Raw genomic sequence first — 14,121 nt, forward strand, 5'->3', positions numbered from 1 at the left:
GCTCAGGCCAGGACAGCGGGTCGCCGCCGACCCAGTCGCAACGCCGGGTACAAGGACTGGGGACGAGGTAGATGATTGCGTCAAACCTCGTTCCTCAATGCCTTGCCGAGCGTTCATGCAGCCCATCGGCAGGCGACCCGGCTTCTGCAGTGTCGATGCCGTCAATGGTCTGCTGCAGATCGGCGCCCGGGGCAATGTCCGGTTGTTCCGGCAGTGAGACGCTCGCCCGGTACAGCTTGCCAAGGATGTCGATGGGCAGGCCGCTGACCTCGACCATCCACTGCGCAACCTGATCGACGACGGTCGCGCCCTGCATGGCCTTGTGCAGGTCCGGCATCGCCACCAGCATGCCGGGATGGCAGCAACGCAGGAAATGCTCCAGGCCCGCACCCTGCCCCACGAAGGGCGCGAACAGCATGCACACCAGTTGCGTTTCGCTGAGCCCCAGGATCTTTTGCGCTTCAAGGGCGGCGTAGGCACGACGCTCGGGAATCGACGATGGTGAGCCGAACAGCGCCCGGGCCTGTTCGCAGGCGTGTTCCGGCAGTTGCTTGCGATGCATGATCATGATCGCTCGCTGCGCGTAGTCTCCATAGCCGGTTTCATAGCTGCGTCCATGCAGGTAGCAGGCCTGCAGACCGTGCAGATGGGCCGACAGCAGCGGGCTGATGTATTCGTTTTCAGGCGCCGATGGCACAAGCCCCTCGGTCTGCACCCGCAGGAACTCGTTGAAGAGCGGCCAGTTGGTTCCCTCCGAACGAACGACGATCAGGTCGTCGATGCCGACGTGGCCCACTCGCCGGCAAGCCTCGAAGTGACCCTCGGGCCTCCAGGCATCGAGGCGCTCCGGCCCATAGAAATGCCGGTAGATATCACCACCCAGGGTGTCGAGGTGGGCAAAGAGGTTGTCGAAACCGCAGGCGTGCTCGGTCTGCAGGCCGATCTTGCGAGTCGCGCGGCGAAGGCCTGATATGAATTGTTTTTGCTGGCGCGGTGTATCGCTGCTGACCAACGAATCCACGCCCGACTCCCAGCGAGCCATATGCCGATAGAATTCGGCCATCGCCAGGTAGCCGTCATCCCCAATCTCCAAGGGGCTGTCGACCGCACGAAGGTGTCCCAGCACCAGCAGGTCCATGCGATTGGCTTCGTGCCCTGCCACCGACAAGGGCTGCCGGTGATTGAACGGCAACACCTCGCGGTTATCCGCCATCAGCAATTCGACCCGGGGATCATCGTAGACAAACAGCGCGCTGTAGCAGCGGTGGATGTTTTCCAGCGTCGCCTGGGTGGTTTCGCTCAAGCGTGGCGTGGCGACACGCAAGGCGAAGGTCACCGGATGCCGCCCCGCGATACTCAGCTGTGCGGCCCGCAAGGCGGTCAGCACATAAAAGCTTTCCCGGCTCCCGTTCAGGACCGTCAACACGCGATAATCGCCAATCCGCTCGATGCCTCCGGCGGCGACAATTAAACGCTGGATCAAAAGCTGCAACGCGGTACGTTCTGCCCGGGAATAAAAACCTGACAGTCGTTGCAGTATCTGTTGATACACGTGAGTCATTGCCTGCTCATGAATTGCACTCATAGCCATTTACCTGGAAATTCAACTATCGGCGTCGCACCCGCACCAACGTGACTGCACGACGTGTTGGTCTAGATGATTGTTCTAGCACTCAAAGAGTATTAGCAATACGCTCGAGCATTGCTTGTTGTAATTATTTGATACATATACTGAGAGTCGGCTCACGCCCCAGCACTCCCCCGCCGAAAGCCTTGAAATCAGGGGGCCTAACCGACCGAACGGCACGTCCTAGGAGAATTCCGACAACGTCCCACAGACAATGAGTACGAGAAATAAAGAACTTGCCGAACTTTAATTGGCTCTCTACCCCGCCCTGTTTTCCCCAGGGTCGATAGATAGCCCCATACCCATTAACGTTTATTGCCCCTTGAATGCATCTTGAAGGATGAAGACCTTCGAAAAAGTTATACAGCACCACGACTTCTTCCTTGATATGGAAATCAGCGTTCAATTATCAAGACTTAAACAATGATTAGAAGATACAGATTGAGGGCAAAAACCAGTTCAGATGTTGGTCGGCAGACCGCTTCAGGCTTGAGCGAACCGGGACAGGCCATTCAAGGCGCGAAAGGCCAGGTAAGAACGCAGCACCGCCAGGCAGGAGGTGCCGTCAGAAAGGACAAGAAGGTGTCAGGACGAAGGCAGCGCAAGAGCCCAGGCGATGACTCTTGCGCAAGGCAGGGTTCAGACCGGGTCGATGACCTGAAGGGCAACACGTTCACGGCAAGGGCATTCGCCCATGTAGCGGTGAGCCTCGACAAACTCGGAGAACGGGAAGACCCGAGTCTTGAGTGGCAACAGCACACGGTCGGCGGTCAGTTGATTGATATCGCGCAGTGCTCGCTGCAAGGCCACCTGGTCCTGGAGAATGCCCAGTTCCGGCTTGCCGGTGAAATTGCCGATGCAGTGCACAAAGAACTGAATGTTCTTCTGGAACGCCGCGCAGGCTGGAAACGGCGTCTGGTTGCCGCCCTGCAAGCCATACAGCACCAAGCTGCCACGCGGTGCCAACACGTCACCCAGCAGCGACATCTGCGGCCCGCCGAGGCCGTCGAAGACCACATCGACGCCACGGTTGTCGGTGAGCTTGTTGATTTGCATCAGCAAGTCCTGCTCTTCGGTAACGATGACCTTCTCGGCGCCCAGCGACAACAGGTACTCACGCTCGTCAGCCGTCTTGGTGGCCGCGATCACCCGCACACCCAGGGCCTTGCCCAGTTGTACGAAGGAAGGACCGGCGCAATGGCTGGCATCGGTGACCAGGGCGAATTGCCCCGGTTTGACCCGTGCCAGGTCCATGTAGGCGAAATAGGCGATCAGCAGCGGCGTGTAATGCACAGCGGCTTCGATCGGGCTGAGCACGTCGGGATAACGGGTCAGGGCGGTGCGCGGTAGCACGATGACTTCACCGTACACCGGGTAATCGTTCGGGCTTTCGGCCGGAAAACTGGCGACCTTGTCGCCCACGGCCAAGTCATCGACGCCGTCGCCGACGGCCGTGACCACGCCGGCCATTTCATGGCCCAGGCCCGAAGGCAGGCGCGCCTGGGAGGACGCCAGGTTCTGGCGCCACAAGGTGTCGTACCAACTGATGCCGATCGCTTCGACACGGACCTGCACTTCTCCTGGCGCAGGAAGAGCCGCCGTATGCTCTTCGCATTTGAGCACCTCGGCACCACCAAACTTGTGAAAACGGATCGTGCGGGACATCGCAAACCTCGTCAAAGTAACCTCTAATGCCATGAACTCTATCCGGGCTTTGTACCCAAGACCATCAGTGGCTATTAATAGTCGACATGCCTGTCATTGATTCCGCAGCAAGAAAAACCAAGCCATTGCGTAGGACTTAACCTAAGAAAACTCAATTAGCCGGTGCAGAGTACCAGTCTTTCCCCGTAAGATTCATGCCGGCCATTGTTCCCATATGGCCGCTCACGTCAAGCTTGCCGAATCTGCCAGGACCCCAGATGAATCGTAATGACCTGCGGCGTGTCGACCTGAACCTGTTGATCGTGTTCGAAACATTGATGCATGAACGCAGTGTGACTCGCGCGGCCGAGAAACTGTTCCTAGGCCAACCGGCCATCAGCGCCGCGCTGTCGCGCCTGCGCAGCCTGTTCGATGACCCGTTGTTCGTACGTACCGGTCGCAGCATGGAGCCTTCGGCCCGGGCGGTCGAGATCTTCGCCCTGCTCTCCCCGGCCCTGGATTCGATTTCCACGGCGGTCAGCCGGGCGGCGGAATTCGACCCGGCAACCAGCACCTCGGTGTTTCGCATTGGCCTGTCGGACGACGCCGAATTCGCCCTGCTGCCGATGCTGCTCAAGCGCCTGCGGGCCGAGGCGCCCGGCATCGTGCTGGTGGTGCGCCGGGTCAACTACATTCTGATGCCTGGTTTGCTGGCGTCCGGTGAAATCTCCATCGGTGTCAGCTACACCGACGACCTGCCGGCCAACGCCAAGCGCAAGGTCCTGCGACGCAGCTTGCCCAAAGTGTTGCGGGCCGACACCGCGCCGGGACGACTGACCCTGGACGAATTCTGTGCTCGCCCCCATGCCCTGGTGTCTTTCGCGGGTGATTTGAGCGGCTTCATCGATGAAGAGCTGGCGAAACTCGACCGCAAGCGTCATGTGGTGCTGGCCGTACCGCAATTCAATGGCCTGAGCACGCTGCTGTCGGGCACCGACATCATCGCCACCGTGCCCGACTACACCGCCGACGCGCTAACCGCCGCCGGCGGCGTACGCGCCGAAGACCCACCGATTCCAGTGCGTAGCTTTGAGCTGCACATGGCTTGGCGCGGGTCCCAGGACAACGATCCTGGGGAGCGCTGGTTGCGGTCGCGGATTCAGATGTTCTTTGGCGATCCTGAGAGTCTTTAGGTTTCGTCTGGCAGGCTGTTTATCTGATCATTTTTGCCTTGTCCTCGACCACGGAGCTCCATTCACTTCCGTAGTACTACGCGCTCAGGCCACCATGTTACACCACCTGCTGGACCTGATCCGCTTCAGGCTCTAGCGCATCCACAGTAGCGACATGGTTGGTGATGCCGAAAGGAATGTGCACGGATGGAGCAACTGCGCTAGTCGATTTAAGGTGCCCTGATTGGTCATCGAAGAAGATGTGTGGTTTCAATACACCTAAAATTTTTCCTTTCTCGATGCCACCCAGGAAGAATGCGTCATTGGCCATGACCCCCCAACTCTTGAGTGTATTCATCGCACGCTCATGAGACGGAGCATTGCGGGCTGTGACGATCGAGACGCGTATGCGGTTTTCGTATTTAGGATTGAGCTTTTTGTGCTTCTCCTCGACCGACTGGATTTTGGATATCCGCACCATGAATTCCTTCAGCGGCCCAGGGTTATGGGGCTGCATGACGTTCTTCACTTCGTGCGCATGGAACTCAGACAATCCAGAGGCCTGCATGATTGTTTCGGACTCATCGCCGGCGAGCACGCCGTCAAAGTCGAATGCGATGCGTAGGGTTTTATCAGTCTCGTCGTCTTCAAATTTTGAATCGAGCACCTGGCCAGCCGGGTACCCGGCCCTGATAGCCGCTTCCACGTCTTTTTTGTCACCCGACAAAAATAAAGCGATATTCAGTGCTGGTATGTATTCATAAGGAGATTTTCCCTGCATGAAAATCGCCCTTGTCATCCCAAGCCCGTAGTGCTCGATAGTCTTCAGTACGCGCAGCCCAGTGTCGGGATCATTGCGCGAAAGAAGTATTACCTCGACGAGCGGATCCGTAGGATCGACGCTAAGGTCATTCACTGACAGTAAGCGCTTGATGAAGGGGAACGCTATCCCCTTAGGGAGCGGGATGTGAAGATTTTTTTGCTGAAACTTGCGGTATTCCTCCTCCCCCTGACTCTGAAACACTGCGTCCGATGCCAACAAATCAAACACAGCGCTGGAAGCGACGCCGATCACCAGGCGATTTTCTAACTCGTAGGGCATTGGAACCTCTCTTGATGCCTCTAAACGCAAATATTGATGGGCATCGAACATGCCGATCGATTTCAGGGCGGATCGAGAAGCACACATCGCGCGCCTCCTCCCACGCACAGTCAGACATCTCAATCTTCAAATCAATGAGCAGGTTGCTTTATTAAGGGCGGATCACTTTGAACGTTGCCGATTGGCGCCGAGTCAGCCATCCACCTGATCGCCGGATGTCGGCCCCAAGCTATTCTCAAAAGTGAAAATGGCATAATATGCCAACAAATCAAAAGTACCTGTTTACATGGAGCTGGAGCTAGTCATGGCCACGCGAAACGTTGTGCTCACCCCTCATCAGGAACAGGTTATCCATGACCTGGTACAGTCCGGCCGTTATCAGAATGCCAGCGAAGTGATGCGAGAAGGTTTGCGTTTATTGGAGCAGCGCGTCGCCGAAGACGCCGCCAGAATTGAGGCACTGCGTCAGGCGACCTCGATCGGCATCATGGATCTTGAACACGGGAGCTTTACTCAAGTGAACGAAGGCGATCTGGAGCACTATCTCGAGGGCTTGAGCCTGGAGGCAACCCTCCCCGCGCGCGAGAAACACTGAGCATGCCGCAGTATCGGATTTCCAACGCGGCGCGCGCCGATATTGTCGACATCCTCAGGCTCTCCCAGGCGCAGTTCGGCGATCAAGCACGCCAGCGCTACCAGGCGCTGATCCTCCCGGCGCTGCAAGCGCTTGCCGACACGCCTTATCGCGTTGGCAGCCAAGACCGCGATGAGCTTGCACCGGGCCTTCGCAGCTATCACCTCATCTATTCACGCCAGCAGGCCAAACAAACCCATGGAACGGTCAAAAGCCCACGCCATATCGTGTTCTATCGTGTGGCGAACGACGATGTGATCGAGGTCGTCAGACTCCTTCATGACGCCATGGAAGTGCAGTTGCACTTGCCTAAAGACTGATCGGCGACCTGGCCCAACGGCTTAACTGGCCAGGAATAGCGAAGGTAAGGCGCCTCCTATATATCTCAACCTGAGCGCCCTCGTTGTAAGCCGACTCGGCGGCCAATTGAAGCGGGAGGTTCTGGGTCCAACCTACGTGACCTTACGCACCACAGTTATATCGAGTGTGAATCAAGATCTGTGTTGAGGGTGGCGCGCTCGCCGCGCCCTCGATCGCTCCTCGTATCCAGCGCACCGCTGCGGCCGTCTCGCCAACGAAATCATGAGAGATAACGTAATCCATGACGCCGGACTCCAGCATCGCCCGCGTATGAACCGTAAGCTCATGACCAACGAAAATAGGCCGATCCTCGGCCGCAATGGCATCTATTGCGCAAGCAACGCCCCGATTGGCGCCGGCCACGTTGTAGATGGCTGCCGGGTAGTCGTGTTTGGAAAAGTAACGCGTCAATTGTTCAGTCGTGGTCTGAGGGCGATCGTCGGACATCACTCGTTCGTCGATTTTCAGATACGGAAACTCGGAGCGGAGCACCCTGCGAAACCCCATCTCTCGCTCTTGCTGACAGCGAAACGGCACACTGGTCACCAGCAGGATTTTCGCGGGCTCTTTAGGTAACGCATTGCCGATCAGTAACCCGGCGACACTGCCTGCCGCATATTGATCATTGCCAACATAGGCGCTACGCCCGGAGTTAGGTAGGTCGGTGGTCAGGCACACAACTGGAATACCCAGGCTGCAGAGTTTGCGAATCGCTCGGTTGATCGCCGGATGCTCGCGCGATACCACGATCACCCCATCTGCCGAGGCCCCCTGCGCCTGAACCTGATCAGCAAACGTGGCGGGATCGACCTGGTTGGTCGGTTCATAGTAGCCATGCACCACGACGCCTGGCGTCGAAGCGTTCACCAATGCCTCGGCGTCGGCCAACGTTGCATTGAAGGTTTCGCCCGAATCGCAAAAGAGCTTGATCTGCAACGTTGCCATGCCATCAGCCAAGTCCTTCTTTAGCTTTTCCAGGGCCGCCAGCACTTTCAGACGGGTGTTTTCTCGCACGCCGGGGCGGTTATTCAGCACGCGGTCGACGGTGGCTGCTCCGACCCTGGCCACCTTGGCGACCTGTTGAACGGTGGGCCCCTTCCATAAACGCGCCGATGTTTGCGTGGTCATATAGCCTGCCCTCTTTCTTGATGTCATTTACATCATATACGTATTACTGATGGCTGTTTTCAAGCGCAATGAAAACCACTACTACACCTTCAAATTTGAGGTTTTTCACATCATAAATAGCCTATGGCGCGCCTTGATGATTGCTTGTTCGGTGCCAATAATCGAGGCACAACAAACACAACAAACCGCCAGGATAGTCCCATGAATAACTCGCCTCATCGGTTGGTTTCGACCGCCACGGCTACGCCGCTTATGGCCACATGCATCTCCTTTCCCAGTCAACACGCACGCGAGTTCGACGCTGCGTTGATAACTTTCGCCCATCGATAGGTCGTTGAATATGAGCATACGAATCGCCGTTATCGGCGCAGGGATTATGGGGGAGGATCACGCCCGCATCATTGCCCAGGACCTTCCGGGAGCCACTTTGCACGTGGTGTGTGATGCGTCGCCAGAGCGAGCGAAGCTGATAGCTGACCGTTATGGCGCTGATGACGTTTCCACTGATCCACTGTTCACGCTTTCAAGATCCGATGTCGATGCAATCATCATCGCCAGCCCGGACGAAACCCATGCAGTCCTGACCATGGCAGCCATCGAGGCAGGGAAACCCGCACTGTGTGAAAAGCCGCTGTCGCAAAGCCCGGACCAGTGCCTGGCGGTCATCGACAAAGAGGCCTCTCGGGGTCGCCAATTCGTGCAACTGGGCTTCATGCGCCGGTTTGACCCTTCGTATAGGGAAATGAAAAGTGCCTTGAGCGACGGCGTGATAGGTCGGGCTGTGATGATGCACAACTTCCACCGCAACGTAGAAGCCCCCGCCAACTTCAGCGGGCAAATGGCAATCAGTAACTCCGCGCCGCATGAGTTCGATGTGGCACGTCACGTACTCGACACTGAATACGTTGCCATCTCAGTGTTCCAACCCACCCACACGTCTGAGGACGGCGTCGGCGCCCCGGTATTCATGGTGCTGGAAACCCGGGAAGGCCATCTGGTGAACATCGAAATCAACAACAACGCCCATTACGGGTACGACGTCCGTGGCGAGTTGGTGGGTGAGCGAGGTTCCGTGCAACTGAACACACCCGTACATGCTCGTTTCAACACCTGTCTTCAGGGTTTTGAAAGGTACGCGGCCGATTGGCGGCCGCGTTTCGCCGACGCCTACCGCCTGCAGAACAAAGCATTCGTGGCGTTCATCAACACAGGTCGGTTCCCAGTCCATGCCGCGAATGCCTGGGACGGCTATTGCGCAGCCATTGTCGCCCAAGCCGGCATCGAGGCACTCAATCAGCGTCGCCGGGTCGTGTTGCCGACGCTGGAAGCACCGCCCCTCTACCGGTCGCGAGAAGGAGCTACGTCATGAAGCTGGGATTCGTCACCGATAGCCTCGGCAACTTGCCCCTGCGGGAGATGCTCAAGCAGGCTGAACGGCTGGGAGTGTCGGGCCTGGAGATCAACACTGGCGGATGGTCCACCGCGCCGCACTTTGACTTGGCCCAGATGCTCGCCAGCGCCGACCACCGCCAGGCCCTCAAACGCAGCTTCCAGGAACACAATCTGGAGATCATTTCCCTGAACGCCAACGGCAACCCTTTGCACCCCACGCAGCCTGCACAAGGCCAGTGCCTCAGGGACACGATACGCGTAGCCGGTGAGTTGGGAGTCAAGACCGTCTGCACCATGTCTGGCTTACCTGAAGGTCAGGCCGGCGACAGGATGCCGAACTGGGTGGTTGCCTCATGGCCTCCCGAAACCCAGGCAATGCTGCGCTATCAATGGGAAGAACGCCTGCTGCCCTTCTGGAGCGAGATAGCTGATCTGGCCAGCGAAAATGGTGTGGAGCGCATCGCTTTGGAATTGCACGGTAACCAGTGCGTCTACAACGTCCGTTCGCTGCTGAAGCTACGCAATGCCATCGGACCGGTAATTGGCGCCAACCTCGATCCCTCGCATCTGTTCTGGATGGGCGCTGATCCGCTGGTCGCCGCCGAGGCACTGGGCGACGCCATTTATCATGTGCACGCCAAAGACACTTTGCTTAATGCGCCAGTCCAGGCCGTGGATTCACTCCTGGAAAATGGCTCATTGATGGATATCTCATCCCGAAGCTGGTCCTACATCACACTTGGATTCGGCCACGGTGAGCAATGGTGGCGGCAGTTCTGTTACCGCCTGAAGATGGCTGGCTACGATGGCTGGCTATCGATCGAGCATGAGGACGTTTTACTCAACAGCCTCGAGGGTTTGGAAAAGTCCGTAAGACTGCTCCAGAGCGTCATGCCGGTTGCCACCAGCGATTTCAAACCCCAACCCATCTGAATCGCACCACGAGAAAAACCCATGTAATTGCATATTGAAACGCTCACCGCGATGGCGAGTGAGTATCCCCATGAGTTTCAGTCAGGAATATCACAATGACAATTAATTCCTACGGAAATACGGCAGACACTTCAGCCGCCTATGTAAGCCCTGAAAAGCACCAGGCACAGCGCTACCTGCAAAAAATCACTTGGATTGCCACGTTTGGCGGCTTGCTATTCGGCTTCGACACCGGCGTCATCAACGGCGCCTTGCTCTACATGAAAGATGACCTGGGCCTGACACCCTTTACGGAAGGTCTGGTCGCCAGCGCCCTATTGATCGGCGCAATGATGGGGGCACTGTTCAGCGGTCGCTTATCGGACCTCAAGGGTCGCCGCCGTATCATTCTTTTCCTCGCCGTAGTGTTTTTTCTTGGCGCGTTGGCTTGTGCGCTGGCGCCGACCCTCAACGTCATGGTGGCCGCCCGCTTCACGCTGGGGTTAGCGGTGGGCGGCGCATCGGTCGTCGTGCCGGCGTATCTTTCGGAGATGGCCCCATCCAGCATCCGCGGTCGCATCATTACCCGCAACGAGTTGATGATCGTCACCGGGCAATTCCTGGCCTTCACCACCAACGCCACACTGGGCAATTTGTTCAGCGATCTCGACGGTGTGTGGCGATGGATGCTTGCCTTGGCAACCCTGCCAGCAGTGGCACTCTGGTTAGGAATGCTCTACATGCCGGAAAGCCCGCGCTGGCTGGCCACCAAAGGGCGCTTCAGAGAGGGCCTGGAGGTGCTGAAACTGGTACGGGAGGAGTACTACGCCAAGGCTGAGATGGAGGCGATCACCCAGCAGATCAGCAACGAACGATTCATCAAAAAAGGCGGCTGGCGTGACCTGTCTCAAAAGGGTGCGCGGCGAATCTTTTTGATTGGCATCGGTATCGCTGTTACGTCGCAGCTGACCGGAGTCAATTCAATCATGTACTTCGGCACCCAGATCCTCACAGAAGCAGGCCTGGAGCAACGTAGCGCACTGATCGCCAACGTCGTAAACGGCATTATTTCGATTGGCGCAACCTTCGTGGGCATTGCTTTGCTCGACCGCGTAGGCCGTCGTCCAATGATGTTGCTCGGTTTCACTGGCACCACATTGTCTTTGCTGTTGATTGGCCTGGTTTCAGTTTTTGTCGACCCTTCCGTCACTCGCGCCATGCTCATCCTCGGCGCCATGGCGATGTTCCTGGCCTCCATGCAAGGGCTGATCGGGCCTGCTTTTTGGGTGCTTCTGGCGGAAATTTTCCCCATGCGCATCCGCGGCGGATGCATGGGTATGGCGATCGCAGCGTTCTGGTTGACCAACGTGATGATCGGCATGTTCTTTCCATCTTTGGTTGCGATGATCGGGATCGGCCAAACCTTCTTCGTGTTCGTGGGAGCAGGACTCCTGTCCCTGACCTTCGTCGCGATATGGGTACCGGAGACACGCGGCAGCACCCTCGAAGAGATTGAGCAGCGGTTGTATGGTTAGGCTTCGCTTCAGGAGCGATAAAGCCCCTCTTTCACTCTCGTCGCAGGAGAGTATGGGGGGCAACGCCAAAGGCTTTGCGAAAAGCGTGGCTGAAATGAGAGAAGTCGGAGAAACCGAAATCCAGCGCCGCCTGAGAAATACTGCGGACTTGACCGCGCTCAATAGCGTCGCGGCTGGCAAGCAATCGTGCCTTCCAGATTTCTGCGACCGGCGATTTCTGATGACGGGCGAAAGCGCGCGTCACAGTGCGCGTGGAGACATGGTGGGCTTGAGCAATGCGTTCGAGCGACAGGTCCGCCTCGGTCAAATACCGGTGGATGTAATTCATGATCCGGCCATGCAGATCCAACTCGTCATGAGTCTGCTTTAAATCCTGGAGTTCCAGGCTGACCACCAGAAGGTCGAGCAACGTGCTGGAGTAACGACTGGATACTCCTTCGTTATGGAAGCCTGAAGGCATACTCGCGGCTTGACGTAACATCTCGCGTAACGGAATCACTCCCGGGCGACGATCATCCAGAACCACAGCGGTGCAGTCCGCTATGGAGGGCAAGCGCTGACTGAGCAGTTTTCGCGGAATGCGGACAAGGTGGTTATCAGTACCACCGAAACTGAATCTGAACGGCTGGGATGCGTCATAAAGAAACAGATCGTCCGCCACCAGTTTCGTCCGTCGGTCAGCCTGCTCCAGTTCGCCATAACCGCTCCTGGTAAAGCCCAACCACAAGTCGTCATTGGGATCACTGCGCAGGTGTTGGGCGGAGCGCTCCCAATAATGCAAGGGGGCGGACAACGTGCAGATGTCCAACTCGCCCATGCCATGCACCTCCAGCGCCCCGTCAAAATCGCTCTGCGCCAGCAGTTTGCTGTCTGCGTCCAGGCAGTGGTGACAAACCACTTCCTTCCAGTAATCGAACCGGAGGGGGGCCGTAACGGCAAGCGTTGAATACTGACAGGTCTGGCTCATTGCATTCACCTCGCGGCGGCGATTCAACAAAAAAAGCGGGGTAACGTTTTGGCGAGCCAAGCAATTAGCAGGCCATCGCCATCGCCTCATTCCCGCTGTCAGACACCTTGGAAGATAGGTGCCTGCGCGTTACATGGGCCGATTCTTCCAATAACCCTGATGCCACTTCTCGGGGCACCTCGCCCCCTTGATTCACAAGCCCCGCACCATTGCTGCGCGCTGATATGCCGGCCTTTTTTGCCTGTCCTTTTTAACCAAACGGTTGTCCATTCGAGCCAAGCACGTTGCATCCCCCCTGGATAATTTCTACTCCACGCCGTGCCCCTACAAGCACGAATGATGAGGTGTCTCATGCATCCACGAGAACAGCAGCGACTGTCCGATTCATCCTGGTTTTTACAGCGATGGGACATGGCACCCGAAGAGTTTGCCACTTACCTGGTGCAGCTCGGGACCTTGATGCTGCAACGCCGATGGCGCGGTACTCACCGCAAAACAACAACATCCACTGGGATGTAGAACAGCGAACCGTCCGTTTGAGACGGAAATAAAGGAGCCCCCCATGGAATCTGCGATTGATAAACATCTCAAATGTCCCCGGACGTTGTCCCGTCGTGTTCACGACGATTACCAGCCACCCTTCCCGATGTATGTGGGGCGAGCCGACGAAAACGTGAAGCAAGTGGTGATGGCTTACCTCGGGGTGCAATTTCGCGACGAGCAACGCGCCGCCGCCCTGCAAGCCATGCGCTACATTGACGCCAGCTTTGCCCTCGCCGATGGCCCAGGGAATCACGACCTGACCTACCACCTGGATAATCAGGGGTATGGGAACTTCATCGCCGTGGGCTATTGGCGTGATCCCGCCGCCTACCACCGATGGCTACTTTCAGCGCCTGTGGCCGATTGGTGGGGCGACGATGCGCGTCTGAACGAGGGGTTGGGGTATTTCCGCGAAGTCATCGCACCGCGCGCCGAGCAGTTCGAGACGCTGTATGCATTCCAGGACGATTTGCCAGGTGTCGGTGCGATCATGGACGGCATCAGCGGCGAGATCGAGGAGCACGGCTACTGGGGCTCGGCGCGCGACCGCTTTGCTATTTCACAAACCGACTGGATGCAGCCGACCAGCGAACTGCAAGTCATTTCAGGCGACCCCGCCAAGGGCGGCAGGGTCGTGGTGCGCGGCCACGACAACCTGACGCTGATCCGCTCCGGACAAGACTGGGTCGAAGCCGGCGAGGAAGAGCGCGCGCTCTATTTCAACGAGATGCTGCCGCCCCTGCAAGACGGCATGAACTTCCTGCGTGACGAGGGGCAGGCGCTGGGCTGCTACAGCAACCGCTTCGTACGCAACGTCGACCTGGATGGCAATCTTCTCGACATCGCCTATGACATCGGTCACTGGCGATCCCTCGACAAACTGGAACGCTGGGCAGAATCCCACCCCACTCATTTACGTATTTTCACCACGTTCTTCCGAGTAATCGGAGGCCTTTCGAAGCTGCGGCTGTATCACGAGGTCTCGGTAGCGGACGGTAGCCAGCAACTGTTCGAGTACATCAACTGCCACCCGCAGACCGGGATGATGCGCGACGCGCAAGTGTCGCCTACCTGACTTCATCGCTGACTCCACTTTTAGCCCTGC

12 protein-coding genes are annotated in these 14,121 nt (G+C 57.5%); 7 read left to right on the plus strand and 5 right to left on the minus strand.

Annotated features, from left to right (window positions below; all coding sequences use genetic code 11):
• Positions 1-94: 94 nt before the first annotated feature.
• A complete protein-coding gene (locus V7773_RS01190; RefSeq protein ID WP_336071813.1) occupies positions 95-1,585 on the minus strand; it encodes a hypothetical protein in 1,491 nt (496 codons plus the stop codon).
• 681 nt (positions 1,586-2,266) lie between these two features.
• The gene (locus V7773_RS01195) at positions 2,267-3,292 is read right to left on the minus strand and encodes a zinc-dependent alcohol dehydrogenase family protein (protein WP_072345999.1); all 1,026 of its coding nucleotides are present in this window, start codon (positions 3,290-3,292) and stop codon (positions 2,267-2,269) included.
• A gap of 257 nt (positions 3,293-3,549) precedes the next feature.
• Between V7773_RS01195 and V7773_RS01200 the strand changes: the two genes are divergently transcribed.
• Complete coding sequence (locus tag V7773_RS01200) at positions 3,550-4,464, plus strand: LysR family transcriptional regulator (RefSeq protein ID WP_003202191.1); 915 nt, start codon at positions 3,550-3,552, stop codon at positions 4,462-4,464.
• Between the two features lie 97 nt (positions 4,465-4,561).
• Here V7773_RS01200 and V7773_RS01205 read toward each other — a convergent pair whose 3' ends face one another.
• Positions 4,562-5,545 carry a 5'-nucleotidase gene (locus V7773_RS01205; protein ID WP_336071924.1) on the minus strand — a complete coding sequence of 328 codons (984 nt, stop codon included), beginning with the start codon at positions 5,543-5,545 and terminating at the stop codon, positions 4,562-4,564.
• Positions 5,546-5,849: 304 nt separating this feature from the next.
• Between V7773_RS01205 and V7773_RS01210 the strand changes: the two genes are divergently transcribed.
• Together V7773_RS01210 and V7773_RS01215 are read left to right on the plus strand one after the other, a co-directional pair.
• On the plus strand, positions 5,850-6,140 hold the full coding sequence (locus tag V7773_RS01210) for a type II toxin-antitoxin system ParD family antitoxin (protein ID WP_336071818.1): 291 nt from the start codon (positions 5,850-5,852) through the stop codon (positions 6,138-6,140).
• A gap of 2 nt (positions 6,141-6,142) precedes the next feature.
• Positions 6,143-6,499, plus strand: a complete 357-nt coding sequence (locus V7773_RS01215) for a type II toxin-antitoxin system RelE/ParE family toxin (protein WP_336071820.1) — start codon at positions 6,143-6,145, stop codon at positions 6,497-6,499.
• Positions 6,500-6,641: 142 nt separating this feature from the next.
• Here V7773_RS01215 and V7773_RS01220 read toward each other — a convergent pair whose 3' ends face one another.
• A complete protein-coding gene (locus V7773_RS01220) occupies positions 6,642-7,667 on the minus strand; it encodes a LacI family DNA-binding transcriptional regulator (protein WP_336071822.1) in 1,026 nt (341 codons plus the stop codon).
• 340 nt (positions 7,668-8,007) lie between these two features.
• Between V7773_RS01220 and V7773_RS01225 the strand changes: the two genes are divergently transcribed.
• The 3 genes from V7773_RS01225 (at position 8,008) to V7773_RS01235 (ending at position 11,506) form a co-directional block, all read left to right on the plus strand.
• Positions 8,008-9,036, plus strand: coding sequence for a Gfo/Idh/MocA family oxidoreductase (locus tag V7773_RS01225; RefSeq protein WP_336071824.1), 1,029 nt, complete (start codon positions 8,008-8,010; stop codon positions 9,034-9,036).
• Positions 9,033-9,992, plus strand: coding sequence for a sugar phosphate isomerase/epimerase family protein (locus V7773_RS01230; RefSeq protein WP_092412948.1), 960 nt, complete (start codon positions 9,033-9,035; stop codon positions 9,990-9,992). Before V7773_RS01225 ends, V7773_RS01230 begins: the two co-directional genes overlap by 4 nt.
• Positions 9,993-10,087: 95 nt before the next feature.
• Positions 10,088-11,506: a sugar porter family MFS transporter gene (locus V7773_RS01235; RefSeq protein ID WP_336071827.1), complete on the plus strand. Its 1,419-nt coding sequence runs from the start codon at positions 10,088-10,090 to the stop codon at positions 11,504-11,506.
• Positions 11,507-11,537: 31 nt separating this feature from the next.
• Here the strand turns inward: V7773_RS01235 and V7773_RS01240 are convergent, their stop codons facing one another.
• On the minus strand, positions 11,538-12,473 hold the full coding sequence (locus tag V7773_RS01240) for a helix-turn-helix domain-containing protein (protein WP_336071828.1): 936 nt from the start codon (positions 12,471-12,473) through the stop codon (positions 11,538-11,540).
• A gap of 562 nt (positions 12,474-13,035) precedes the next feature.
• Here V7773_RS01240 and oxdA point away from each other — a divergent pair.
• Positions 13,036-14,091 carry an aliphatic aldoxime dehydratase gene (oxdA, locus tag V7773_RS01245; protein ID WP_092143067.1) on the plus strand — a complete coding sequence of 352 codons (1,056 nt, stop codon included), beginning with the start codon at positions 13,036-13,038 and terminating at the stop codon, positions 14,089-14,091.
• Positions 14,092-14,121: the final 30 nt, after the last annotated feature.

Origin of the sequence: Pseudomonas sp. 3JA, assembly GCF_036961705.1 — a bacterium.
Taxonomy (GTDB): domain Bacteria; phylum Pseudomonadota; class Gammaproteobacteria; order Pseudomonadales; family Pseudomonadaceae; genus Aquipseudomonas; species Aquipseudomonas fluorescens_Q.

Bases quoted from the DNA above. Each gene is read 5' to 3' on its own strand.
- V7773_RS01190 (WP_336071813.1), bottom strand. From the start codon at position 1,585: ATGAGTGCAATTCATGAGCAGGCAATGACTCACGTGTATCAACAGATA.
- V7773_RS01195 (WP_072345999.1), bottom strand. From the start codon at position 3,292: ATGTCCCGCACGATCCGTTTTCACAAGTTTGGTGGTGCCGAGGTGCTC.
- V7773_RS01200 (WP_003202191.1), top strand. From the start codon at position 3,550: ATGAATCGTAATGACCTGCGGCGTGTCGACCTGAACCTGTTGATCGTG.
- V7773_RS01205 (WP_336071924.1), bottom strand. From the start codon at position 5,545: ATGCCCTACGAGTTAGAAAATCGCCTGGTGATCGGCGTCGCTTCCAGC.
- V7773_RS01210 (WP_336071818.1), top strand. From the start codon at position 5,850: ATGGCCACGCGAAACGTTGTGCTCACCCCTCATCAGGAACAGGTTATC.
- V7773_RS01215 (WP_336071820.1), top strand. From the start codon at position 6,143: ATGCCGCAGTATCGGATTTCCAACGCGGCGCGCGCCGATATTGTCGAC.
- V7773_RS01220 (WP_336071822.1), bottom strand. From the start codon at position 7,667: ATGACCACGCAAACATCGGCGCGTTTATGGAAGGGGCCCACCGTTCAA.
- V7773_RS01225 (WP_336071824.1), top strand. From the start codon at position 8,008: ATGAGCATACGAATCGCCGTTATCGGCGCAGGGATTATGGGGGAGGAT.
- V7773_RS01230 (WP_092412948.1), top strand. From the start codon at position 9,033: ATGAAGCTGGGATTCGTCACCGATAGCCTCGGCAACTTGCCCCTGCGG.
- V7773_RS01235 (WP_336071827.1), top strand. From the start codon at position 10,088: ATGACAATTAATTCCTACGGAAATACGGCAGACACTTCAGCCGCCTAT.
- V7773_RS01240 (WP_336071828.1), bottom strand. From the start codon at position 12,473: ATGAGCCAGACCTGTCAGTATTCAACGCTTGCCGTTACGGCCCCCCTC.
- oxdA (WP_092143067.1), top strand. From the start codon at position 13,036: ATGGAATCTGCGATTGATAAACATCTCAAATGTCCCCGGACGTTGTCC.